Genomic DNA, 23,470 nt, shown 5'->3' on the forward strand with positions numbered 1-23,470 from the left:
GCACCGTAGGGTCGCTGTCTGAGAAGTCCCTTAATGATCGCCGTGAGCGGCCCGCGCGCGTGCGGCGCGCCACTCGGGCGCCAGCATCGACCAGATCTCGAGGTCGTGCCGTACGCCACGGTAGTGGTGGGCCTCACGGCGCACACCGTCGCGGGTCATCCCGAGCCGCCGGGCCACGTTCAGGCTCTGCTGGTTGCCCGAGGCGGCGACCCACTCCACGCGGTGGATGCCGCGCTGCCCGACGGCCCAGTCGATCAGCACCCGCATCGCACGGGTGACCAGGCCCCGGCCGGTCCCGGCGGGTTCCAGCCAGCAGCCGACCTCGCAGGTGCCGTTCGCCGCGTCGAAGTTCAGGAACAGCACCCCGCCCACGAGTTTCCCGTCCAGCCACAGGCCGTGCAGGGAGCCCTTGTCTGCGGCGCGCAGCTCGGCGTACAGCTGGAGCTTCGCGCGAGCGGAGGGCAGGTCCGTCTCCGTCGTCCCGAACGGGATGTACCGGCCGATGAACTCCCGTCCCCGCTCCAGATGGGCCAGGAACTCCTCGGCGTGCCAGGGCTCCAGAGGCCGCAGTTCGGCGCCGTCGTCACCCAGGGATATCGCGTACATCGCGCTGCCGCTCCTCCTGTGCCAGGACGTCCGCCACCTCGGCGTCCGTCGCGGCGGCCAGCCTCTCATGGGTGGCACGGCATTCGGGCGGTTCGATGCTGATCCGCGGCAGGCGCCTGCCGAGCCGGCGGGGCAGCCACCAGTTGGCGCCGCCGAGCACGTGCATCAGGGCGGGGACGAGGAGGGTGCGCAGCACGAAGGCGTCCAGGGCGACCGCGGCGGCCAGCGCGATGCCGAACATGGCTATCACGCGGTCGCCGCTGAGTACGAAGGCCAGGAAGACGGAGATCATGATGACCGCCGCCGAGTTGATCACCCGGCTGGTCTCGGCGAGGCCGACCCGCACGGCCCGCCGGTTGTCGCCGGTGGCCAGCCACTCCTCGTAGATGCGGCTGACCAGGAACACCTGGTAGTCCATGGAGAGGCCGAAGAGCACCGACACCATGATCACGGGCAGGAAGGGCTCGATGGGGCCCGCGCTGCCGAGGCCGAGCAGTTCACTGCCCCAGCCCCACTGGAAGATCGCGACGACCACGCCGAAGGCGGAGGCCACGGCGGCGACGTTCATCGCGGCGGCCTTCAGCGGTATGCCGATCGAGCGGAAGGCCAGCAGGAGCAGCAGACAGCCCAGGCCGATGACGATCCCGACGAAGACGGGCAGCTTGGAGACGATGACGTCGGCGAAGTCGTCGTAGCCGGCCGTCATCCCGCCCACCTGCACGTCGAGGGACGTGCCCGACTCGGCGCGCGGCAGCACGTCCTCGCGCAGCCGGTCGACGAGGTCGCTGGTCTGCTTCGACTGCGGGGACGACTCGGGTACGACGGTGAGGTACGCGGTGTGGCCGCCGGAGTCGAAGGTGACCGGCGTGACCGAGGCGACGCCCTCGGTGGTGCGCAGGGTGGCGTCGAGGTTGTCCAGGGCGAGCTTGTCGGCGGCTCCGTCGACCTCCGTGACGAGGGTGAGCGGGCCGTTGACGCCGGGGCCGAAGCCGTCGGCGAGCAGGTCGTAGGCCTGGCGGGTGGTGGCCGTCTCGGGGTTGTTCCCCTGGTCGGAGGTGCCCAGGTGCAGGGAGAGCGTCGGCAGTGCGAGGACGCCCATGACGACGAGGGCGACCAGGCCGAGCAGCTTGGGGTGGCGTTCCACGAACGCCGACCAGCGGGCGGCGAATCCCGTGGGCATCTCGGGCTCGGGCCCGTGCTCCGCCAGGCGGCGGCGCTCGCGGCGGCTGAGGGCGCGCATGCCGATGAAGGACAGCAGGGCGGGCAGCAGGGTGACGGAGGCCGCGACGGTCAGGACGACGGTCAGGCTCGCCGCTACGGCGACGCCGTTGAGGAAGCTCAGCCGCAGGATCAGCATGCCCAGCAGGGCGATGCACACGGTGGCACCCGCGAAGACGACCGCCCGTCCCGTGGTCTGCACGGCGTTCGTTGCCGCCTCGGCGACGGACAGCCCACGCTTGAGGCCGCGACGGTGCCTGGTGACGATGAACAGGGCGTAGTCGATGCCGACGCCGAGCCCGATCAGCATGCCGAGCATGGGGGCGAAGTCGGCCACGGTCATGGCGTGCCCGAGCAGCACGATCCCCGCGTAGGCGGTGCCCACGCCGACCAGGGCGGTGGCGATGGGCAGCAGCGACGCGGCGAGCGAGCCGAAGGCGAGGAACAGCACGACCGCGGCCACGACCACCCCGACGATCTCGGCGACGTGCCCTTCGGGGGACTCGGTGAGGGCGGCGGCGCTGCCGCCGAGTTCCACCCGGAGCCCGTCGGTCTCGGCGCTCTTCGCGGTCTCGACGACGGCCTGCGCCTCGCTCCGGTCGATGTCCTGGGCCTGGTGGTCGAAGGTGACCGTGGCGTACGCGGTGCGGCCGTCGCCGCTGACGCGGCCCGTGCCCGGGCCGTCGTAGGGGCTGGTGACCGAGGACACGCCGGGGAGGTCCTCGATGCGGTCCAGGGCGCGGCTCATCGCCTGCTCGACGCCGGGTTCGCGGACGCTGCCGGAGGCGGTGTGCCAGACCACGGTGTCGCTGTCGCCGCCGAGCTGGGGGAAGCCCTCGTGCAGCAGATCGGTGGCGCGGCCCGACTCCGTGCCGGGGACCTGGTAGTCGTTCGAGTACGTGGTGCCGGCGACGGCAGCCCCCGTGGCCATCCCCGCGAAGGCGAGGAGCCACAGCAGGACGCTGACCAGACGGCGCTGGACGCACCAGCGTGCGAGGGCTGCCACGAGACGTGCTCCCGGTGCTGCTTTGAATGGATCTTTGGCCGGGAGCAGTCGTACTGGGACTGAGCAGCCCGCAAAGAACGCATGAGCAAGGTGACGCCACCCTTACAGGTGAAAGAGATCATTTGTCGTTTTCGTGGGCTTTTTCACATCGCCCGTGATCAGTCCGACCGGTCCCCCAGGGCCATCACCATCACACCGGCGATCATGAGCCACAGCGCCCGGCGCGTCCTGCCCCGGGAGCCCAGCGCGGCGGCGGCCCCGCACACCGCGGCCCCGCAGGCGTACGCCGTCGGGACGAGCGCGGACGCGGAGCCCGTGAGGCGCAGCAGGGCGGCGGCCAGACCGGCCAGGGTCAGAGCGACGCCGGTGCCCACCGCCGTCCAGCGGGCCCGGCGGGCGTCCCGCGGGTCCTCGGCCTCGTCCTGGTCGGCGGCCGCCTCCGGGTCCGGTATCTCCGGGCCGGTGTCGGAATCAGAGCGTCCACTCATGGCCGAGACGGTAGCGCGCCGCAGGAAACCCGGGTGCGGGGCCTCGGGGCCGCCTGTTAGCGTCCGCTGGTCCGAGACCGCCCGCGGCCTCCCGCCGCCCGGCCGAAGCAGGTGCATTGTTTGACGGTCCGACCGAGCTCCGACGCATCCCCCGTCTTCCTCAAGGACTCAAGGAGCCCGTTCACCGATGTCGGACATCACTTCCCGGACCCCGAACGACCCCCTGGCCGACCGTGTGAGCCACCCCGGCTACCCGCGCAGCAACGGCTACGACGCCCGCTGGGCCGTCGACAACCAGATGGGCCCGCACGCGCTGTGGCTGCTGGAGTGGCTGGCGCCCGCCCTGGGGTTCGACGCCCTGAGCCCCGGCTCCCGGGTGCTCGACCTGGGCTGCGGACGCGCCATGACGTCGATCTTCCTGGCCCGGGAGTACGGCCTCCAGGTCACCGCCGCCGACCTGTGGGTCAAGCCCGGTGAGAACGCGGGGCGCATCGCCGAGGCAGGCGTCGCCGACCGTGTGCAGCCGGTGCTCGCCGAGGCGCACGACCTGCCGTTCGGCGAGAACACCTTCGACGCGATCGTCTCCGTCGACGCCTACCAGTACTTCGGCACCGACGACCTGTACCTGCCCGGGCTGACGCGGCTGCTGAGGCCCGGCGGGCGGATCGGCGTCGTCGTACCGGCGCTGGCCGAGGAGATCGACGGCGTCGAGCCGCCGGAGCACCTGGAGCCGTACTGGGAGCCCGCGTTCTGGTGCTTCCACACCGCCGGCTGGTGGCGCCGCCACTGGACCCGCAGCGGGGCCGTGGAGGTCGAGACGGCCGACTGGCTGGACGACGGCTGGCGCGACTGGCTGCGGTGGTGCGAGGTCGTGGCCGAGGAGCACACCGACGCGTGGCACGTCCGGACGGCCGGGCAGTGCGCCGAGATGCTGCGTCTCGACCAGGGGCGCACACTCGGCTTCGCGCGGGTCGTGGGGCGCCGCCCGTTGACCGGAACGCGGAGGGGGGATGCGCCGGGTTCGGCGCATACCCCCTCCGCCGGGTCCGCGTGAGGCTCAGCCCTCGCTGACGCCCAGCTTCTCCAGGATCAGCTCCTTGACGCGCGCGGCGTCGGCCTGGCCCCGGGTCGCCTTCATGACCGCGCCGACCAGGGCGCCGGCCGCGGCCACCTTGCCGCCGCGGATCTTGTCCGCGACGGCCGGGTTGCCGGCGATGGCCTCCTCGACGGCGGTGGTGAGCGCGCCCTCGTCGGAGACGACCTTCAGACCGCGCCGGTCGACGACCTCGTCCGGCGTGCCCTCGCCCGCGAGGACGCCCTCGATGACCTGGCGGGCCAGCTTGTCGTTCAGGTCGCCCTTCGCGACGAGCTCGGTGACCCGGGCCACCTGCTGCGGCGTGATCGCCAGCTCGTCGAGCGCCTTGCCCGACTCGTTGGCGCTGCGGGCCAGCTCGCCCATCCACCACTTGCGGGCGGAGGCGGCGTCGGCCCCGGCCTCGATCGTGGCGACGATCGGCTCCAGGGCACCGGCGTTGAGGATCGCCTGCATGTCGGTGCCGGAGATCCCCCACTCCTCGCGGAGCCGGTTGCGGCGCACCAGCGGCAGCTCGGGCAGGGAGGCCCGGATCTCCTCGACCCACTCGCGGGACGGGGCGACCGGCACCAGGTCGGGCTCCGGGAAGTACCGGTAGTCCTCGGCCTCCTCCTTCACGCGGCCCGAGGTCGTCGACCCGGTGTCCTCGTGGAAGTGCCGGGTCTCCTGCACGATCGTGCCGCCCGAGGAGAGCACGGCCGCGTGCCGCTGGATCTCGAAGCGGGCCGCGCGCTCCACGGACCGCAGCGAGTTGACGTTCTTCGTCTCGGAGCGGGTGCCGAACTTCTCGGTGCCGTGCGGGCGCAGCGACAGGTTCACGTCGCAGCGCATCTGGCCCATCTCCATGCGGGCATCGGAGACGCCGAGCGCCCGGATGACCTCGCGCAGCTCACGGACGTAGGCCCGCGCGACCTCGGGGGCGCGCTCGCCGGCACCCTCGATCGGCTTGGTGACGATCTCGATGAGCGGGATGCCGGCGCGGTTGTAGTCCAGCAGGGAGTGGGACGCGCCGTGGATACGGCCCGTGGCGCCGCCGACGTGCGTCGACTTGCCGGTGTCCTCCTCCATGTGGGCGCGCTCGATCTCCACGCGGAAGGTCTCGCCGTCCTCCAGCTGCACGTCGAGATAGCCGTCGAAGGCGATCGGCTCGTCGTACTGGGAGGTCTGGAAGTTCTTCGGCATGTCCGGATAGAAGTAGTTCTTCCGGGCGAAGCGGCACCACTCGGCGATCTCACAGTTCAGCGCGAGGCCGATCTTGATCGCGGACTCGACGCCGGTCGCGTTGACGACCGGGAGGGCGCCGGGCAGGCCGAGGCAGACCGGGCAGGTCTGGGTGTTGGCGTCCTGGCCGAGGGCGGTCGAGCAGCCGCAGAACATCTTGGTCTTGGTGCCGAGTTCGACGTGGACCTCGAGGCCCATGACGGGGTCGTACGACGCGAGTGCGTCCTCGTACGACACCAGGTCGGTCGTGGTGGTCACGGTGAAGGTTCCCTCTCAGCCCAGCAGGACGTCGTCGTCGCCCAGCCGCTTCAGCTCGCGGTAGAGAATGGCCAGGTTGGTGACGACCGCGGCGCCGGTCACGACGGCGTCGAGCAGCCGCAGCGTGTCGTTGTCTCCGCGGGCCTTCTTGATCTGCTTGTAGACACCGACGGCGCCGAACGCCGACGTGGCCATCGAGACGTACAGACCGGACTTGGACTTCTTGAAGCCCTTGGCCTTGGACAGTGCGCTCACAGCGACGGAGCCTCCTCGATCAGCGGGTGCCCCCACTTTTCCACGAAGGCGGCCTCGACGGCGGCGCCCACCTTGTACAGGCGGTCGTCCTTCATGACGGGGGCGATGATCTGCAGACCGACCGGGAGGTTGTCCTCCGGGGCGAGGCCGCACGGCAGCGACATGGCCGCGTTGCCCGCCAGGTTGGTCGGGATGGTGCACAGGTCGGCGAGGTACATCGCCATCGGGTCGTCGGCGCGCTCGCCGATCGCGAAGGCGGTGGTCGGGGTCGTCGGGGAGACGATCACGTCGACCTGCTCGAACGCCTTGTCGAAGTCCTGCTTGATGAGCGTGCGGACCTTCTGGGCGCTGCCGTAGTACGCGTCGTAGTAGCCGGAGCTGAGCGCGTACGTGCCGAGCATGACGCGGCGCTTGACCTCGGGGCCGAAGCCGGCCTCGCGGGTGAGGGAGGTGACCTCCTCGGCGGAGTGCGTGCCGTCGTCGCCGGTCCGCAGGCCGTAGCGCAGGCCGTCGAAGCGGGCGAGGTTGGAGGAGCACTCCGAGGGCGCGATCAGGTAGTACGCCGACAGCGCCAGGTCGAAGGACGGGCAGTCCAGCTCGACGATCTCGGCGCCCAGCTCCTTCAGCAGCTCGACCGACTCGTCGAAGCGCCGGATGACGCCGGCCTGGTAGCCCTCGCCGCGGAACTGCTTCACGACGCCGACGCGCATGCCCCGCACGCTGCCGTTGCGCGCGGCCTCGACGACCGGTGGGACCGGCGCGTCGATGGAGGTGGAGTCCATCGGGTCGTGCCCGGCGATGACCTCGTGCAGCAGGGCCGCGTCCAGCACCGTACGGGCGCAGGGGCCGCCCTGGTCGAGGGAGGACGAGAAGGCGACCATGCCGTACCGGGAGACCGCGCCGTACGTCGGCTTCACGCCGACCGTGCCGGTGACGGCGGCCGGCTGGCGGATGGAGCCGCCGGTGTCGGTGCCGATGGCGAGCGGGGCCATGTAGGCGGCGAGCGCGGCGGACGAGCCGCCGCCGGAACCGCCGGGGATCCTGGTCAGGTCCCAGGGGTTGCCGGTCGGGCCGTAGGCGCTGTTCTCGGTGGAGGACCCCATGGCGAACTCGTCCATGTTGGTCTTGCCGAGGATCACGACGTCGGCGGCCTTCAGCCGCCGGGTGAGCGTCGCGTCGTACGGCGGGATCCAGCCCTCGAGGATCTTCGAACCGACGGTCGTCGGGATGCCCTCGGTGGTGAAGATGTCCTTCAGCGCGAGGGGGACGCCGGCCAGCGGGCCGAGCTTCTCGCCCCGCTCCCGCTTCGCGTCGACGGCACGGGCCTGGGCCAGGGCGCCCTCGCGGTCCACGTGCAGGAAGGCGTGCACCTTCTCGTCGACGGCCTCGATACGGGCGAGGTGGGCCTCGGTGACCTCGACGGCCGTGAGCTCACCGGAGGCGATCTTCGCGGCGGTCTCGGCGGCGGTGAGCTTGATGATGTCCGTCACGGTCTTAGTCCTCCCCCAGGATCTGCGGCACCTTGAAACGCTGCTGCTCCTGGGCCGGGGCGCCGGAGAGCGCCTGCTCGGGGGTGAGCGACGGACGGACCTCGTCCGCCCGCATGACGTTCGTGAGCGGGAGCGGGTGCGAGGTCGGCGGTACGTCTTGGTCGGCGACCTCGCTGACGCGTGCGACCGCGCCGATGATGTCGTCCAGCTGTCCCGCGAAGTGGTCGAGCTCTTCGGGCTTCAGCTCCAGACGCGCCAGCCGGGCGAGGTGGGCGACCTCCTCGCGCGTGATGCCAGGCATGCAGCGATCCTCTGGGGTGAGTGAATGTGGTGTGGCCTCATCCTATGGGGCGGGGGGCCGTGCCCGTGAAACGGTTTGCCCGGCCCCTCGCGGACGGGGCGGCGGGCCGTCCGCCCTGACGGCCTCTAGCCCAACCGGCCCGAGTCGTCCGCCGCGGCCGCCGGCAGGGCGGCGTGGGGGCGCTGCCAGCCCTGGGAGCCCCGGGCGCGGAGCCAGGCCGTGGTCTCCTCCGGGGGCATGGCGGCGGCCACCAGCCAGCCCTGGACCGCGTCGCAGCCGAGGTCGCGCAGGCGCTCCCAGGTCTCGTCGTCCTCGACGCCCTCGGCGACGACGAGCAGGCCGAGGGAGTGCGCCAGGTCGACCGTGCAGCGCACGATCTCCGCGTCCTCGTGGTCGCGTGCGAGCCGGGCCACGAACGAGCGGTCGATCTTCAGCTCGCTGACCGGGAGCCGGCGCAGGTGCACGAGCGAGGAGTAGCCCGTGCCGAAGTCGTCCAGGGACATCTTCACGCCGTGCCCGGTGAGCCCGTTGAGGGTGTCGGCGGCGCGCTGCGGGTCCTCCAGCAGGACGTGCTCGGTGATCTCCAGCTGGAGCGCTCCGGCCGGAACGCCGTGCCGGGCCAGGCGGGCCGCGACCGAGCCCGCGAAACCGGGAGTGTGCACGTCCCGCGGCGAGACGTTCACCGCGACCGGCACGAACAGGCCCTGGGAGCGCCAGCGCGCGACCTGGCCGAGGGCGGTCTCCAGGACGTACTCGGTGAGGTGCGGCATCAGGCCCGAGGACTCGGCGATCGCTATGAACTCGTCCGGCGGGACCTTGCCCCGCTCCGGGTGCACCCAGCGGACCAGGGCCTCCAGGCCCGCGACCTGGCCGTCGAAGCGGACCTTGGGCTGGTAGTGCAGATGCACCTCGTGCGCGTCCAGGGCGCGGCGCAGATCGCCCAGCAGGCCCAGCCGGTCCGGGGTGTTGGAGTCGCGCTTGGACTCGTAGACCTCCACGCCCGTGCGGTCCCGCTTCGCCTGGTACATCGCCACGTCCGCGCGGCGCAGCAGGCCCTCCGCGTCCAGCGCGTGGTCCGGGAAGACGGCGACTCCCGCACTCGCCTCCAGGACGAGGGTGAGTCCGTCGAGGTCGAGCGGGGAGCTGAGGGCGGAGACCAGGGTGCGGGCGACCCGGGTCGCGGAGGTCGTGGAGTCGGCGACGGGCAGTAAGACGGCGAACTCGTCCCCGCCGAGCCGGGCCGCCTCGGCTCCCCTCGGGAGCGCCACCCGCAGCCGGTCGGCGATCTGCAGCAGCAGCCGGTCCCCGGCGAGATGGCCGAGCGTGTCGTTGACCGACCGGAAACGGTCGAGGTCGATCAGCATCAGAGCGGCGCGGGCGTCGATCCGCTCCGCGTCGTCGAGCGCGGTCCAGATGCGCTCCAGCAGCCACTGGCGGTTGGGCAGGCCGGTCAGCGGGTCGCGCAGCTGCTCCTCCGCGCGGGCCCGGGCGATCCACAGGGTGGAGTCCATCGCGATCAGGGGGATGGAGAACAGCGGCAGCAGGACCGGCTTGGTCACGGCCACCACGCACACCAGCGGTGCGATGCCCAGCAGCGCGACGGCCATCAGGCCCTGCCGGACGAGGGCGGTGCGGGCGACGGTGGGCAGGCCGGGGCGCGGGGCGTGCAGGTACCAGAGCAGGACGCGGGTGACGGCCAGATAGGCGACGGCGACCAGGGCCACCTGGGCGGCGGTGGCGAGGGTCCAGCCGCCGGGCTGGGTGGGCGACTCGACGGACGGCACGCTCCCGAAGGCGCCCAGCACCAGGGCGCCGGCCCCGATGCCGAGGAGGTCGACCGCCCCGTGCAGCACGCCCGGGCGCCAGCGGTTGCGGCGGGCGATGCCGACCAGCACGACGACCGTGAGGCTGACCATGCCGGCCGGAACCCACCCGTACAGCAGCAGAACGGCGAGGGTGAGGGCGGCGCCCGAGCCGGTGCCGCCCCACCAGCGGGAGCGGCCGAGCATCACGAGGTGACCGACGATGACGCCGGTCAGCACCGCCAGCGACCAGCCGGTGGCGCCCGACGGGAAGAGCGCGTGCCCGGCGGTGAAGGCGTGGTATAACCCCGCGCCCAGGACGAGGGCGGCCGCCGCCACGACCGCCACGGGCAGCGCGGGCCAGGTGTGGTGCCGTTCGGTGTCCGGGGCACGGTCGGGGCCGGTCAGGTGGGCGGTGTTCTCGTCTGCCGGCTGGGCCACGCCGCGGCCGTCCGCCGCGGCGCGCCCGTCAGGGGTGTACTGTCCGACGGCGCGCACCTCGGCGCCCGGACGCCCCGCCGGCCGTACGGCCCCACGGACTGCACGCCAGGCGACCGCGAAGCGGCGCAGGCGCAGCCGTGAGCCCGGCACTGCGCTCTCGGTCGGTTCCATTCCCGTCCCTCTCACAGCCGGCGGTGCCCACGCCACGCGGCCCCGGTACCCGACGAACCCTCGGCGGCCGCGTTGGAAAACTTTTCTCCGCGCCCTGTGCGGGCACGAAGATGCCCCGACCGCAGCCGGGCACGGCAGGCGCACATCCCAACAGTAGGCCGCTGAAGGCTTCCACGGGCAGCGGTCGTCAACGGTTGCCCGAATGCGCCCTGGCCACCCGTATGCATCTGATATGCGCCGAACAGGTGGTCTTCAACCGCTACTCCTCGGCCGAAAGAGCGACGTCGGCGGCGGCTTCCGGCCCTTGTTCCAGCAGGACGCCGAAACCTTCCTCGTTCAGAACCGGAACCTTCATCTGCATCGCCTTGTCGTACTTCGAACCGGGGTTGTCGCCCACGACCACGAACGACGTCTTCTTCGACACCGAGCCGGTCACCTTCGCTCCGCGGTTCTGCAGCGCCTCCTTGGCGCCGTCGCGCGTGAAGCGCTCCAGCGTGCCGGTGACGACGACGGTGAGCCCTTCGAGCGGACGCGGCCCCTCGTCCTCGCCGGAGCTCTCCTCCTCCATGCGGACGCCGGCGGCCTTCCACTTGCCAATGATGTCGCGGTGCCAGTCCTCGGCGAACCACTCCTTGACGGCGGCGGCGACGATCGGGCCGACGCCGTCCGTGTTCTTCAGCTCCTCCTCCGTGGCCTGGTCGATGCGCTCGATCGAGCGGAACTCGCGGGCCAGCGCCTCGGCCGCGACCGGTCCGACATGACGGATCGACAGGCCGGTCAGGATGCGGGCGAGCGGGCGCTCCTTGGCCGCGGCGATGTTCTCCAGCATGGCGAGCGCGTTCTTGCGGGGCTCGCCCTGCTGGTTGGCGAAGATCGTGGCGACCTTCTCCTCACCGGTCTTCGGGTCACGCTTGGGCAGACCGCTGTCCGGGTCGAGGACGTAGGCCTTGATGGGCAGCAACTGCTCGACGGTGAGGTCGAACAGGTCGCCCTCGTCCGCCAGCGGCGGGTGCTCGGGCTCCAGCGGGGCGGTGAGGGCCGCGGCGGCGACATAGCCGAAGTGCTCGATGTCCAGCGCCTTGCGGCCCGCGAGGTAGAACAGCCGCTCGCGCAACTGGGCCGGGCAGGTGCGGGCGTTGGGGCAGCGCAGGTCGACGTCGCCCTCCTTCATGGGCCGCAGCGGTGTGCCGCACTCGGGGCACTCGCCGGGCATCACGAACTCCCGCTCGGTGCCGTCGCGCAGGTCGGCGACCGGCCCGAGGATCTCCGGGATGACGTCACCGGCCTTGCGCAGCACGACCGTGTCGCCGATGAGGACGCCCTTGGCCTTGACCACGTCCTGGTTGTGCAGCGTGGCGAACTCGACCTCGGAGCCGGCGACCGTGACCGGCTCGACCTGGGCGTACGGAGTGACCCGGCCCGTGCGGCCCACGCCCACGCGGATGTTGACGAGCTTGGTGTTGACCTCCTCCGGCGCGTACTTGTACGCGATCGCCCAGCGCGGGGCGCGGGAGGTGGAGCCGAGGCGGCCCTGGAGGGGGATCTCGTCGAGCTTGACGACCACGCCGTCGATCTCGTGCTCCACGGAGTGGCGGTTCTCGCCGTAGTGGGCGATGAACTCCCGGACGCCCGCGAGCCCGTCGACCACGCGGTTGTGCCGGGAGGTGGGCAGGCCCCAGGTCTTCAGCAGGTCGTAGGCCTGGGAGAGCCGGGTCATGCCGGAGAAGCCCTCCAGGGCGCCGATGCCGTGGACCACCATGTGCAGCGGGCGGGTGGCGGTCACGCGCGGGTCCTTCTGGCGCAGTGAACCGGCCGCCGCGTTGCGGGGGTTGGCGAACGGCTTGTCACCGGCCTCCACCAGGCGGGCGTTGAGCTCCTGGAACTTCTCCATCGGGAAGTAGACCTCGCCGCGGATCTCCACGAGGCCGGGCACGTCGTCACCCTCGAGGCGGTCGGGGATCTCGGCGATCGTCCGCACGTTCGGTGTGATGTCCTCGCCGGTGCGGCCGTCGCCGCGGGTCGCCGCGCGGGTGAGGCGGCCGTGCTCGTAGGTGAGGTTCACGGCGAGGCCGTCGACCTTGAGCTCGCACAGGAAGTGGTAGGTCTGCTCGCCCAGTTCCCTGGCGATGCGCTCGGCCCAGGCGGCGAGATCGTCGTCGTTGAACGTGTTGTCCAGGGAGAGCATCCGCTCGCGGTGCGCGACCGCCGTGAACTCCGTCTCGTAGGACCCGGACACCTTCTGGGTCGGCGAGTCCGGGGTGCGCAGCTCGGGGTGCTCCTCCTCCAGCGCCTCCAGGGAGCGCAGCAGCCGGTCGAACTCCGCGTCGCTGACGACGGGAGCGTCCTTCACGTAGTAGCGGAAGCGGTGCTCCTCGATCTGCTCCGCGAGGCGCGCGTGCTTCTCCCGTGCCTCGGCGGGCACCGTCGTCGTCTCCGCTTGCTTGTCGCCGGCCACCGTGTCGTCCTCCCGTTACTCTGGGTTGTCCGCGAGGGATCTCGCCGCCCGGACGCAGTGGGCGAGAGCCGTGCGCGCGTACGCCGGGGACACCCCCGCGAGTCCGCACGCCGGGGTGAGCGTGACCGCCTCCGCGAGAAGCCCCGGAGACAGCCCCAGCCTGCGCCACAGCGACCTGACACCCATGACGCTACCGGCAGGGTCTGACAGTGGGCCCTCCACGGCCGGGACGACACCGGCGAAGAGCCGGGTCCCGCCCTCCACGGCCTCACCGATCGTCTCGTCGTCACGCTCGGTGAGCAGTGAGAAGTCGAAGGAGACGGCCGCCGCGCCGACCCGGCGCAGCAGGGCGAACGGTACGTCCGGGGCGCACGAGTGGACCACGACCGGGCCCTCGGTGTGGACGCCGACGAGGTCGCGCAGCGTCTGCTCGGCGACCTGCCGGTCGACGGCCCGGTGGGTGCGGTAGCCGCTGGCGGTCCTCACCTGACCGCGCAGGACGGCCGTGAGGGACGGCTCGTCGAGCTGGAGCACGAGCCGCGCGCCCGGGATCCGCCGCCGGAGCTCGGCGAGGTGCTCGCGCAGCCCCTCGGCGAGGGAGGCGGCCAGGTCGCGGCAGGCACCGGCGTCGGCGAGGGCCGCCTCGCCGTTGCGCGTCTCCAGGTGCGCGGCGAGGGTCCAGGGCCCGACGGCCTGCACCTTCAGCGGGCCCTGGTAGTCCTGCGTGAACTCCTCCAGGGCGTCGAGGTCCTGGCCGAGCCAGGAGCGGGCCCGCCTGGTGTCCCGCCCCGGGCGGTCGCCGAGCCGCCAGCCGCTGGGCTCCACGCGCGCGTACAGCTCGACGAGCATCCCGGCGGTCCGACCGATCATGTCCGCGCCGGGGCCGCGGGCGGGCAGTTCGGGCAGGAACGGGAAGTCCTCGAAGGTACCGGTGACGGTCTTGGCCGCCTCACGGGCGTCGCCGCCGGGCAGGGAACCCACGCCGGTGGCGGCACCGAAGCTGAACTGGCTGTTTTCGCTCACCGGTGCAGCCTACGCAGCCGCTCGGCCGGGGTCAGTTCCCCGGTCGCACCGTCAGGTCGTTGACCTCCGCGTCCCTCGGCAGGTCCAGGGCCATCAGGATCGTCGTGGCCACCGACTCCGGGTCGATCCAGCGTGAGGCGTCGTACTCCTTGCCCTCCTGCCGGTGGACCTTGATCTGCATGGGACTGGCCGTGCGGCCCGGGTAGACGGACGTGACGCGGACGCCGTTCGCGTGCTCCTCGTGGCGCAGGGAGTCGGCGAGGGCCTTCAGACCGTGCTTGGAGGCGGCGTACGCGGACCAGCCGGCGTGGGCGCTCAGTCCGGCGCCGGAGTTGACGAAGAGGACGTGGCCGCGGGAGGCGCGCAGCTGGGGCAGGAAGTGCCGGGTCAGCTCGGCGGGGGCGACCAGGTTGACGTTGAGCTGGTGGCGCCAGGCCTTCGGGGTGAGCTCACCGACCGGGCCCAGGTCGACGACCCCGGCGATGTGCAGCAGCGCGTCCACGCGGTCGGGCAGCGACTGGTGGGAGAAGGCCCAGGAGAGCTTGTCGGGGTCCGACAGGTCGCCGACGAGGGTTCTCGAGCCGGGGAACGCGGCCGCCAGCTCCTTGGCGCGGCCGGCGTCGCGCGCGTGCAGCACGAGTTCGTCCCCGCGCGCGTGGAGGCGGCGGGCGACGGCCGCGCCGATGCCGGAACCGGCTCCGGTGATCACATGAGTAGCCATGCCGCCATGCTCGCATCAGCGCCGGGTCACCCGACGCCCCGGCTCTCCTCCAGGTAGGCCAGCGCCCCGGCCGGCTCCTCGGCGAAGAACACCAGCTCGGCGAGGGGCCGGGGCAGGAAGCCCTCGTCCTCCATCCGGCGGAACTGCTCCTTCAGGCCGTCGTAGAAGCCGGCCGTGTTCAGCAGCACCACCGGCATGTCGGTGTGCCCGTGCTTCTTCCGTTCCAGGATCTCGGTGGCCTCGTCGAGCGTGCCCGTGCCGCCGACCATGATGACCACGGCGTCGGCCTTCTCCAGGAGCAGCCGCTTGCGCTCGGCGAGGTCCTGGGCGATCACCATCTCGTCCACGCCCGCGCGTGCCGTGGCGGCGAGGAACCGCACGGAGACGCCGGTCAGCCGGCCCCCGGCCTCCTGCACCCCGTCGGCGACGACCTTCATGAGGCCGACGTCCGAGCCGCCCCAGACGAGGGTGTGACCGCCCTTGCCCAGCAGCGTCGCGAACTCCCGGGCGGGGCGGGTGTAGCGCTCGTCGAGGTCGGCGGCGGAGAGGAAGACGCAGATGTTCATGGACCCACCGTACGGGCCCGGTCGGCGGCCGCGGTCAGGCGCATCTTGGACTGTCGGTGCGGGAGTTCCTCCCAGTCGTCCATGAACCGGGCGTGCAGGCCGTGCCGGGCGGCGAGCCCGGTCAGCGTACCCGTCCGGTAGTAGAAGTCCTCGTGCAGGACCTGGTGCTCCTCACCCTCGGTGCGGTCGAAGGTGAAGTCGAAGAAGCCGCCGGGTGCGAGGATCCGGCCGACGTGCGCGAAGCACTCCTCGATGACGTGCAGGGGCGAGTGGGAGAAGACGCTGTGCGCGTGCACCACGTCGAAGTGCGCCTCGGGCAGGAAGGCGAAGGTGAGGTCGTCGGCGAGGGTCAGGTGGGGCAGCTTGGCCTGGAGCCTCTCGGCGACGAGGGTGTCCTGGGCGGCGAGCAGGATGTGCGGCGAGATGTCGATGCCGTAGTAGTGGCCGGTGTCGAGGTGGCCGATGAACAGCCGGCCGGCACGCAGGTTGCCGCAGCCGATGTCCAGCATGCGGTGGTGCGGCCGGAGGCCGTGTCCCACCAGGTAGTCGAACTGCATGCGGCCGATGCGCGTCCACGACTCGTGCGAGGGGTTGTGCCCCACGGCCGCCCGCGCGCTGCGCGCCGTGTCCGAGGCCATCACGGCCCGGTAGTACGCGATGTGGTCGCGGTGGCGCAGCCGCAGCAGGGCGTCCCGGGCCGCGCGCCGGGCGTGCGCCGGTATGCGTCCCGGGTTGCGCAGGGCGTACCGGGCCTGGTGGACCAGGCTGCTGCGGTTCCCGGGAGGATCCGTGGGGCGCATGGGGGCCTCCTGGCGGCGGGGAAGAACTCGGCTTCAGCCTGCGCTGTAACCAGGGAGTCTGCTACCCGAGGAGGGGCGATCGTGACGAAAGGGCATCGCATCACCGTCGAGCCGAGCGGCCGGCGGGTGCGCGTCGTGCGGGACGGACAGGTCCTGGCGGACAGCGACCGCTCGCTGGTCCTGCGCGAGACGGGCTGCCCGGAGCGGTACTACATCCCGCCCGAGGACGTGCGCCTGGACCTGCTGGCACCGTCCGGCACCCGGACCTACTGCCCCTTCAAGGGCACCGCGTCCTACTGGTCGCTGCCCGGCGCGGCGGACCTCGTCTGGGCGTATCCGGACCCGAAGCCGGATGTCGCCGGGATCAAGGACCACCTGTGCTTCTACGACGTGGAAGTGATGTGATCGGCTGACGCGCGGCCCGCCTCTTCGATGAAATCCGCCCCGTGCGGCAGTCTCCGTGAACATGGACAAGAAGACTCTTTCGCGCGACGGCACCCGCATCGCCTACGAGAGCACCGGCCGGGGCCCCGCGGTCGTCCTGGTGAGCGGCGCGATGTCGACGGGCGGCACGCTGGCGCCGCTGGCGGTGTCGCTGTCGGAGCGCTTCCAGGCCGTGGTGTACGACCGGCGGGGCCGCGGCGCCAGCGGCGACACGGCGCCGTACGCAGTGCAGCGCGAGGTCGAGGACCTGGCCGCGGTGATCGAGGCGGTGGGCGGTGAGGCGTTCCTGTACGGCATCTCCTCGGGCGGGGCGCTGGCCCTGGAGGCGGCGGCCGGCGGGCTTCCGGTGCGGCGGGTCGCCGTGTACGAGACGCCGTTCGCGATGTCGGAGGAGGGCGCGAAGGAGCGCGCCGAGTACACCGGGCGGCTGACCGAGGCGCTCGGCGAGGGCCGGCGCGGGGACGCCGTCGAGCTGTTCCTGCGGCTGACCGGCCTGGGCGAGGGGGTGATCCAGGGCGCCCGCCAGTCCCCCATGTGGCCCGGCATGGAGGCCATGGCCCCGAGCCTCGCGCACGACGACGCCGTCATGCGGGACGGCCGGGTGCCCCGCGCGCGGCTGGGCGCGGTCGGCGTGCCCGTCCTGGCGGTCGCGGGCGACGCGAGCCCGGCGTGGCTGCGCGAGGCGGCCCGGGCGATCGCCGACTGCGTCCCGCAGGGCGCGTACCGCACCCTGCAGGGGCAGACGCACATGGTCGAGCCGAACGTGCTGGCGCCGGTGCTGGCGGAGTTCTTCGGACGGGGATGAGCGGGGCGGCGCGGGGCCGGCCGCGGTGCGGCCGGTCCCGTTCAGGCCACGCCCGCCGTCGCCCTCCTGGTCGACACGATCGTCGCCGAGCCGACCACGCGCGTGCCGTCGTACAGCACGATCGCCTGGCCGGGGGCGACGCCGCGGACCGGCTCGGTGAAGGTGACCCGCAGCTCGCCGTCGACGAGTTCGGCGGTGACCTCGGTCTCGCCGCCGTGGGCGCGCAGCTGGGCCGTGTAGGTGCCGGGGCCGGTGGGGGCGGCGCCGCACCAGCGCGGCTTGGCGGCGGTGAGGGCGCCGACGTCCAGGGCGGAGGCCGGGCCGACGGTCACCGTGTTGTCCACCGGGGAGATGTCGAGGACGTAGCGCGGCTTGCCGTCGGGGGCCGGGGTGCCGATCCTGAGCCCCTTGCGCTGGCCGATGGTGAAGCCGTACGCGCCCTCGTGGGTGCCGAGCTTGGCGCCGGACTCGTCGACGATGTCGCCCTCGGCCTTGCCCAGCCTGCGGGCGAGGAAGCCCCGGGTGTCGCCGTCGGCGATGAAGCAGATGTCGTGCGAGTCGGGCTTCTTGGCCACGGCCAGGCCCCGGCGCTCGGCCTCCGCGCGGATCTCGTCCTTGGTGGTGACGGTGTCGCCGAGCGGGAACATCGCATGGGCGAGCTGCCGGTCGTCGAGCACCCCGAGGACGTAGGACTGGTCCTTGGCCAGGTCGGAGGCGCGGTGCAGCTCGCGCGTGCCGTCCTCGCGGACGATCACCTGGGCGTAGTGGCCCGTGCAGACCGCGTCGAAGCCCAGCGCGAGCGCCTTGTCCAGCAGCGCGGCGAACTTGATCTTCTCGTTGCAGCGCAGGCAGGGGTTGGGGGTGCGGCCTGCCTCGTACTCGGCGACGAAGTCCTCGACGACGTCCTCGCGGAAGCGGTCGGCGAGGTCCCACACGTAGAACGGGATGCCGATGACGTCGGCGGCGCGGCGGGCGTCGCGCGAGTCCTCGATGGTGCAGCAGCCCCGCGCGCCCGTCCGGAAGGACTGGGGGTTGGCGGAGAGCGCGAGGTGGACACCGGTCACGTCGTGGCCCGCCTCGGCCGCGCGGGCGGCGGCGACGGCGGAGTCGACTCCGCCGGACATGGCGGCCAGCACGCGGAGGGGACGGGGGCGCTGCGGGGTTTCAGTCATAACCCCTCCAGGGTACGGGGGCGCGGGAACCAGGGCCCGCGGGTATCCGTTGTCGATCACATGGGAGAGCGGAAGGCTGCGAAGGACGGCGACCGGAAGGTCGGCCGTCGGGCGTTGCTGATCGGCGGGGCGGCGGCAGCGGCGGGCACGGCCGTGCTGGCCCGGGACGAGCTGGCGCGACTGTGGTGGCGTACGCCCGGTGTGGAGAAGCCGCGCAGGCAGGGCGAGGTGGACGACGCGGGCGCGCGCTGGGTGGCGGCCTCGGACGCCAACTGGCGCCGTGCGGACCGCCCCGACGACTACGGCATAGACATGGTGATCGTGCATGTCACGCAGGGCAGTTTCGACAGCGCGGTGAAGGCCTTCCAGGACCCGGGGCACAAGGCGGCCACGCACTACATCGTCCGCCAGGACGGGCACGTGACGCAGATGATCCGCGAGCTCGACGTGGCGTACCACGCGGGCAACCGCGACTACAACGAGCGCAGTGTCGGCATTGAGCACGAGGGCTTCGTGGACCGCCCCCAGGACCTCACGGACGAGATGTACGAGGCCTCGGCCCGCCTCACGGCCCGGATCTGCGCGCGCTACGACATACCCGTGGACCGCGAGCACATCATCGGGCACGTGGAGGTGCCGGGGACGGACCACACGGACCCGGGGCCGCACTGGGACTGGGACCGCTACCTGAAACTGGTCCGCGAGGCGCCTGCGGCCCGGGCCTGACACCCGGGTCAGGTCAGCCCGGCCGCCCTGGCTCGTTCCACCGCCGGGCCGATGGCCTTGGCCAGGGCCTCGACGTCGTCCTGCGTGGAGGTGTGGCCGAGGGAGAAGCGCAGGGTACCGCGGGCCAGGTCGGGGTCGGTGCCGGTGGCGAGGAGGACGTGGCTGGGCTGGGCGACGCCGGCGGTGCAGGCGGAGCCGGTGGAGCACTCGATGCCCTGGGCGTCGAGCAGGAGCAGCAGGGAGTCGCCCTCGCAGCCGGGGAAGGTGAAGTGCGCGTTGGCCGGGAGCCGGCCCGCCGGGTCCGGGTCGCCGCCGAGGATCGCGTCGGGCACGGCCGAGCGGACGGCCTCGATCAGGGCGTCGCGCAGGGCGCCGATCTCACGGGCGAACCACCCGCGCTGCTCGGCGGCCAGCCGTCCGGCGACCGCGAAGGAGGCGATGGCGGGCACGTCCAGGGTGCCGGAGCGCACGTGCCGCTCCTGGCCGCCGCCGTGCAGGACGGGCACGGGGGTGTGTTCACGGCCGAGGACGAGCGCGCCGATGCCGTAGGGGCCGCCGATCTTGTGGCCCGACACCGTCATCGCGGCGAGGCCGGAGGTGCCGAAGTCCACCGGGACCTGACCGAAGGCCTGGACGGCGTCCGAGTGCAGCGGAACGTCGAACTCGGCCGCCACGTCGGCGAGTTCGCGGATCGGCAGGATGGTGCCGATCTCGTTGTTGGCCCACATGACGGTGGCGAGGGCGACGTCGCCGGGGTCCCGGGCGATGGCTTCGCGCAGGGCGTCGGGGTGGACGCGGCCGTAGGAGTCGACCGGCAGGTACTCGACTCCGGCGCCCTCGTGTTCGCCGAGCCAGTGCACGGCGTCGAGGACCGCGTGGTGCTCGACGGGGCTGGCCAGAACGCGGGTGCGGGCCGGGTCGGCGTCCCGGCGCGACCAGTACAGGCCCTTGACGGCGAGGTTGTCGGCCTCCGTGCCGCCCGAGGTGAAGACGATCTCGCTGGGGCGGGCGCCGAGGGCTTCGGCGAGGGTCTCGCGGGCCTCCTCGACGATGCGGCGGGCCTGCCGTCCGGATGCGTGCAGGGAGGACGCGTTACCGGTGACGCCCAGCCGGGCGGTGAGCGCCTCCGCCGCCTCCGGAAGCATGGGGGTGGTCGCGGCGTGGTCGAGGTAAGCCATGGTGAGCCCGATTCTACGGCTCCTCCTCCACGGACCTCGGACCAAGGCCGGTCCGAGGCACACCGCTTCCCGGCACGGCGGCGGCGCACCGGCGGACGGGGGCCGGCGGCGGCTCAGAAGCTCCAGGAGATCGTGCTGTCGGCCTCCATGAACGCCGCCAGGACGACGAGGTCGGCGATGCCCAGGCCCAGGCCGAGGAGGGCGCGGCCGCGGCGCCGGGTGCCCCGCCACAGGGCGACGCTCGCCAGCACGATGGCGATCGGGCCGAGGAAGAGGTTGAGGACGAGCAGGCCGAGCAGGCCGAGGACGAAGGACGCGACGGCCATCCCGTCGGTGTCGCGGAGGCCGGTGCGGCGCGCGGCCGGTGCGGTGAGCTGCATGGTGATCGACTCCCGAGGTGGGTGCGAAGGCGGGGCGGCCGGTGTCAGTGCGCCTGCGTACGGTGCCGGCGGTTGCGCTCACGCATCGCGAAGACGCCGAGCCAGACGGCGATGACCGCGCCGACGGCGAGGGAGAAGCCGAGCGGTGCGTGGGCGACGGTGCCCAGGACGACGCCCAGCAGCAGGAGCGCGGCGACGATGAACAGCATGGGAAACAGCCCCCAGGGTTTCGGTGAACGATTGCGGTTACAGTTGTTCACTGACTTTTCAGTCTAACGGCTCTCACGGCTTTCCAATTCGGGAGAACGGTTGTTAACTGCATGGCATGAGTCACACCCTCGGCATCCGGCAGGCCCAGAAGCAGAAGACCCGGCAGGCACTCCTGGACGCGGCCCTCGGGCTGCTCGAGGAGCAGAGCCTGAGCAGCCTGGGGTTGCGCGAGGTCACCCGCGCCGTCGGGGTCGCCCCGACCGCCTTCTACCGGCACTTCCGCTCGACGGCGGACCTGGGTGCGGCCCTGGTCGAGGAGGCGCTGGGCAGCCTGCACCCGATGATCCGGACGACGGTGTCCGGGACGGGGGACGGCGAGGAACGCGTCGTGCGCACCATCGAGTTGATCTCCCGTCACGTCGACGGGTACCCCGCGCATGTCCGCTTCATCGCCCGTGAGCGACATGGCGGAGTCCAGCCGGTGCGCGAGGCGATACGGGAGCAACTGACCCGGTTCGCGGGCGAGGTGAAGGACGAACTGGCCAAGGACCCGGTGTCCGAGGGCTGGAGCGACGACGACCTGCTGATGCTCGCCCATCTCTACGTCGACCAGATGCTGATCACGGCCTCCCTCTTCCTGGAGGCGATGGAGGGGCCGGAAGAGGGACGCGGGGAACGGAAGCGGCGGGTCACGCGGATGGCGACCCGTCAGATGCGGTTGATCGGCCTCGGCCGCGACCACTGGCTGGATTGAGCCGCCGGGTCCCGCTCCGCCCGCTGCGGCGGCGCCCGGCCGCCGCCGCCCGGGGCGCACGGTGGCGCCAGACGGCACGGCGACACCGACCGGCCAAGCAGCCCACGGCCGTCCACAGGCACCGGCCGCTCGCAGCCCGAGACGCCCGGCCGGCACCGCCCGAGGACGACGCAGGCCACCGGAGACGCAGGCCACCCGAGCCGGAGGGGTTGGCGCCGACTACTCGACCGATCCCGCTCAGGGCTCTCCTCGGACCGCCCTGTCAACGACCTGTCGGCGCCGGCCGAGCTCAGCCCAGCCGGACTCGCGCCAATTGCCGGGACTGTGCCACCAGGCGGTCCGCGCTGTCCCACACCTCGGCGTCCTCCTCCAGGAAGCCCCCGGCGAGGTTGCGCGTGGTGATCGAGACGCGCAGCGGACCCGGGGCCGGGCGGCAGCGGACGTGCACGGTCAGCTCGACCGTCGGCACCCAGCCCTTCAGCCCGATCTCGAAGGCGGTGGGGGGCAGGGCGTCGACCGCCAGCAGCAACGAGAGCGGGTCGGGGTCGCGGCCGTCCGCGAGACCGAACCAGGCGCGCATCTCGCCCTTGCCGGAGGGCTGCCCGAGGGCCCAGCCCACGGTCGAGGGGTCGAGTCTGAGCATCAGCCGGTCGGCGATCGCGGAGCTGCCGTCGACCGGGGCGGGACCGTCCTCCGGGCCGAAGCACTGGGCCAGGGGCGGAATCGCGGGCGGTTCGGCCGTCGTGCGGACGTCGTCGGGCAGGGCGTCCAGGTCGCCGTAGGAGGCGAGGACGCGGATGCGTTCGACCTCGCGGCCCCGGTCGTCGTACTGGAAGAGGGAGGCCTGGCCGGTGGACAGGGTGCGGCCGGCGCGGACGACGTCCGTGCGGACGACCGCCGGGCCGGGCTGGGACGCGGTCAGGTAGTGCGCCGAGACCGTGAAGGGGTCGGCGTGCGGCAGGGCGTCCGCGAGCGCGCGGCCGAGGACGGCCAGCAGGTATCCGCCGTTGACGGCGTTGATGATCGTCCAGCCGGCGGAGAGGTCGATGTCGTAGACGCCGGGCGCGCGGCGGGTGAGCGCGGTGTCGCGGTCGAACTCGCTGTCGCCGATCGTGGCCCGTACGGCCGCGGCGGAGGCTGCTTCTGGCATGGCTGAACAGTACAAGAAGTTACTACTAAGCGGTAGCTTTTCGTACGGTGCCCGGATGCTCACGACAGCATCGGCTGCTCCTCCTCGCTCACCGTCGAGCGCCGGTGCCACGCCCGGGGAGCCCGCCAGTGGTAGCGCATCGCGAGCAGGCGCAGCACGAAGGCCGTGATCACGGCGAGGCCGCTGGTCAAGGGGTTGAGGGCGTCGTAGCGGATGCACACGGCGACCAGGGTGGCGCCGACGATCGCCGGGACCGCGTACAGGTCCCGGTCCCAGCGCAGCAGGGAGGGCACCTCGTTGGCGAGGACGTCCCGCAGTACGCCGCCGCCGACCGCGGTGGTCAGACCGAGCCCGGCGGAGGCGGTCAGGCCGAGCCCGTACTCGTAGGCCTTCGTCGTGCCGGCGACGCAGAACAGGCCGAGGCCCGCCGCGTCGAACACGTTCACGGCCACCTGGATGCGCTCCACCTGCGGGTGCAGGAAGAAGACGAGGAGCGTGGCGAGCAGCGGGGTGAGGAAGTACCCGAGGTCCGTGAACGCGGCGGGCGGTACGGCACCGATGACCAGGTCGCGGAACAGCCCGCCGCCCAGCGCGGTGACCTCGGCGAGGACGGCCATGCCGAACACGTCGAAGTTCTTGCGGACGGCCAGCAGGGCGCCGGAGATCGCGAAGACGAAGATGCCGATGAGGTCGAGCGTGTGCTGGACGGACGGGCTGAAGAGTTGCTGGAGCACCC

The 23,470-nt window shown here is 72.3% G+C and carries 24 protein-coding genes; 5 read left to right on the top strand and 19 right to left on the bottom strand.

All coding sequences use genetic code 11. From position 1 onward, the window contains the following. Positions 1 to 30 precede the first annotated feature (30 nt). From ACFW6P_RS21340 to ACFW6P_RS21350, 3 genes are all read right to left on the bottom strand, one after another. Positions 31 to 606, bottom strand: a complete 576-nt coding sequence (locus ACFW6P_RS21340; RefSeq protein ID WP_386356389.1) for a GNAT family N-acetyltransferase — start codon at positions 604 to 606, stop codon at positions 31 to 33. Next, on the bottom strand, positions 584 to 2,830 hold the full coding sequence (locus ACFW6P_RS21345; RefSeq protein WP_386424377.1) for an MMPL family transporter: 2,247 nt from the start codon (positions 2,828 to 2,830) through the stop codon (positions 584 to 586). The genes ACFW6P_RS21340 and ACFW6P_RS21345 overlap by 23 nt, the downstream gene beginning before the upstream one ends. Positions 2,831 to 2,988: 158 nt before the next feature. Next, positions 2,989 to 3,318 carry a hypothetical protein gene (locus tag ACFW6P_RS21350; protein WP_386356395.1) on the bottom strand — a complete coding sequence of 110 codons (330 nt, stop codon included), beginning with the start codon at positions 3,316 to 3,318 and terminating at the stop codon, positions 2,989 to 2,991. Between the two features lie 187 nt (positions 3,319 to 3,505). On the opposite strand from ACFW6P_RS21350, the gene ACFW6P_RS21355 reads away from it, so the two are divergent. Beyond that, positions 3,506 to 4,372 carry an SAM-dependent methyltransferase gene (locus ACFW6P_RS21355; RefSeq protein WP_386424378.1) on the top strand — a complete coding sequence of 289 codons (867 nt, stop codon included), beginning with the start codon at positions 3,506 to 3,508 and terminating at the stop codon, positions 4,370 to 4,372. A 3-nt stretch (positions 4,373 to 4,375) separates the two neighbouring features. Here ACFW6P_RS21355 and gatB read toward each other — a convergent pair whose 3' ends face one another. From gatB to ACFW6P_RS21405, 10 genes are all read right to left on the bottom strand, one after another. Further along, on the bottom strand, positions 4,376 to 5,890 hold the full coding sequence (gene gatB / locus ACFW6P_RS21360) for an Asp-tRNA(Asn)/Glu-tRNA(Gln) amidotransferase subunit GatB (RefSeq protein ID WP_386356398.1): 1,515 nt from the start codon (positions 5,888 to 5,890) through the stop codon (positions 4,376 to 4,378). Between the two features lie 15 nt (positions 5,891 to 5,905). After that, a complete protein-coding gene (locus ACFW6P_RS21365; protein ID WP_019329755.1) occupies positions 5,906 to 6,145 on the bottom strand; it encodes a hypothetical protein in 240 nt (79 codons plus the stop codon). Next, positions 6,142 to 7,635 carry an Asp-tRNA(Asn)/Glu-tRNA(Gln) amidotransferase subunit GatA gene (gene gatA, locus ACFW6P_RS21370; RefSeq protein ID WP_386356401.1) on the bottom strand — a complete coding sequence of 498 codons (1,494 nt, stop codon included), beginning with the start codon at positions 7,633 to 7,635 and terminating at the stop codon, positions 6,142 to 6,144. The genes ACFW6P_RS21365 and gatA overlap by 4 nt, the downstream gene beginning before the upstream one ends. A gap of 4 nt (positions 7,636 to 7,639) precedes the next feature. Beyond that, complete coding sequence (gene gatC, locus ACFW6P_RS21375) at positions 7,640 to 7,936, bottom strand: Asp-tRNA(Asn)/Glu-tRNA(Gln) amidotransferase subunit GatC (RefSeq protein WP_018531282.1); 297 nt, start codon at positions 7,934 to 7,936, stop codon at positions 7,640 to 7,642. A 125-nt stretch (positions 7,937 to 8,061) separates the two neighbouring features. Then, positions 8,062 to 10,350 (bottom strand): putative bifunctional diguanylate cyclase/phosphodiesterase, encoded by a 2,289-nt coding sequence (locus ACFW6P_RS21380; protein WP_386356406.1) that lies wholly within the window; start codon positions 10,348 to 10,350, stop codon positions 8,062 to 8,064. Positions 10,351 to 10,609: 259 nt separating this feature from the next. Next, positions 10,610 to 12,805 carry an NAD-dependent DNA ligase LigA gene (gene ligA / locus ACFW6P_RS21385; protein ID WP_386424379.1) on the bottom strand — a complete coding sequence of 732 codons (2,196 nt, stop codon included), beginning with the start codon at positions 12,803 to 12,805 and terminating at the stop codon, positions 10,610 to 10,612. A gap of 15 nt (positions 12,806 to 12,820) precedes the next feature. Further along, entirely contained in the window at positions 12,821 to 13,828 is a 1,008-nt protein-coding gene (locus tag ACFW6P_RS21390; RefSeq protein WP_386424380.1) for a methionine synthase, read from the bottom strand. A 31-nt stretch (positions 13,829 to 13,859) separates the two neighbouring features. Further along, on the bottom strand, positions 13,860 to 14,549 hold the full coding sequence (locus ACFW6P_RS21395; RefSeq protein ID WP_386356415.1) for an SDR family oxidoreductase: 690 nt from the start codon (positions 14,547 to 14,549) through the stop codon (positions 13,860 to 13,862). A gap of 26 nt (positions 14,550 to 14,575) precedes the next feature. Further along, the gene (locus ACFW6P_RS21400) at positions 14,576 to 15,115 is read right to left on the bottom strand and encodes a TIGR00730 family Rossman fold protein (protein WP_386356418.1); all 540 of its coding nucleotides are present in this window, start codon (positions 15,113 to 15,115) and stop codon (positions 14,576 to 14,578) included. Beyond that, positions 15,112 to 15,915: a class I SAM-dependent methyltransferase gene (locus ACFW6P_RS21405; protein WP_386356421.1), complete on the bottom strand. Its 804-nt coding sequence runs from the start codon at positions 15,913 to 15,915 to the stop codon at positions 15,112 to 15,114. Before ACFW6P_RS21405 ends, ACFW6P_RS21400 begins: the two co-directional genes overlap by 4 nt. Before the next feature lie 81 nt (positions 15,916 to 15,996). On the opposite strand from ACFW6P_RS21405, the gene ACFW6P_RS21410 reads away from it, so the two are divergent. Beyond that, positions 15,997 to 16,320 (top strand): DUF427 domain-containing protein, encoded by a 324-nt coding sequence (locus tag ACFW6P_RS21410; protein ID WP_386356423.1) that lies wholly within the window; start codon positions 15,997 to 15,999, stop codon positions 16,318 to 16,320. A 61-nt stretch (positions 16,321 to 16,381) separates the two neighbouring features. Continuing rightward, positions 16,382 to 17,164, top strand: coding sequence for an alpha/beta fold hydrolase (locus ACFW6P_RS21415; protein WP_386356426.1), 783 nt, complete (start codon positions 16,382 to 16,384; stop codon positions 17,162 to 17,164). A gap of 41 nt (positions 17,165 to 17,205) precedes the next feature. Here the strand turns inward: ACFW6P_RS21415 and mnmA are convergent, their stop codons facing one another. Beyond that, entirely contained in the window at positions 17,206 to 18,336 is a 1,131-nt protein-coding gene (gene mnmA, locus ACFW6P_RS21420; RefSeq protein WP_386356429.1) for a tRNA 2-thiouridine(34) synthase MnmA, read from the bottom strand. Between the two features lie 60 nt (positions 18,337 to 18,396). On the opposite strand from mnmA, the gene ACFW6P_RS21425 reads away from it, so the two are divergent. Beyond that, complete coding sequence (locus ACFW6P_RS21425; RefSeq protein WP_386356432.1) at positions 18,397 to 19,062, top strand: N-acetylmuramoyl-L-alanine amidase; 666 nt, start codon at positions 18,397 to 18,399, stop codon at positions 19,060 to 19,062. Between the two features lie 8 nt (positions 19,063 to 19,070). On the opposite strand, the gene ACFW6P_RS21430 is transcribed toward ACFW6P_RS21425, so the two are convergent. The 3 genes from ACFW6P_RS21430 to ACFW6P_RS21440 all read right to left on the bottom strand — a co-directional run bounded on the left by ACFW6P_RS21430 (position 19,071) and on the right by ACFW6P_RS21440 (position 20,829). Further along, positions 19,071 to 20,240, bottom strand: a complete 1,170-nt coding sequence (locus ACFW6P_RS21430; RefSeq protein WP_386356435.1) for a cysteine desulfurase family protein — start codon at positions 20,238 to 20,240, stop codon at positions 19,071 to 19,073. Between the two features lie 113 nt (positions 20,241 to 20,353). Continuing rightward, positions 20,354 to 20,620, bottom strand: coding sequence for a DUF4190 domain-containing protein (locus tag ACFW6P_RS21435; RefSeq protein WP_386356438.1), 267 nt, complete (start codon positions 20,618 to 20,620; stop codon positions 20,354 to 20,356). Positions 20,621 to 20,664: 44 nt separating this feature from the next. Further along, on the bottom strand, positions 20,665 to 20,829 hold the full coding sequence (locus tag ACFW6P_RS21440) for a hypothetical protein (protein WP_386356439.1): 165 nt from the start codon (positions 20,827 to 20,829) through the stop codon (positions 20,665 to 20,667). A 116-nt stretch (positions 20,830 to 20,945) separates the two neighbouring features. On the opposite strand from ACFW6P_RS21440, the gene ACFW6P_RS21445 reads away from it, so the two are divergent. Further along, positions 20,946 to 21,584 (top strand): TetR family transcriptional regulator, encoded by a 639-nt coding sequence (locus ACFW6P_RS21445; protein ID WP_386356442.1) that lies wholly within the window; start codon positions 20,946 to 20,948, stop codon positions 21,582 to 21,584. Between the two features lie 289 nt (positions 21,585 to 21,873). On the opposite strand, the gene ACFW6P_RS21450 is transcribed toward ACFW6P_RS21445, so the two are convergent. Next, positions 21,874 to 22,734, bottom strand: coding sequence for a thioesterase family protein (locus ACFW6P_RS21450; protein WP_386356445.1), 861 nt, complete (start codon positions 22,732 to 22,734; stop codon positions 21,874 to 21,876). Positions 22,735 to 22,793: 59 nt separating this feature from the next. Next, a complete protein-coding gene (locus ACFW6P_RS21455) occupies positions 22,794 to 23,468 on the bottom strand; it encodes a trimeric intracellular cation channel family protein (protein ID WP_386356448.1) in 675 nt (224 codons plus the stop codon). Between the last annotated feature and the right edge of the window lie 2 nt (positions 23,469 to 23,470).

Origin of the sequence: Streptomyces sp. NPDC058741 (assembly GCF_042746715.1) — a bacterium.
Taxonomy (GTDB): domain Bacteria; phylum Actinomycetota; class Actinomycetes; order Streptomycetales; family Streptomycetaceae; genus Streptomyces.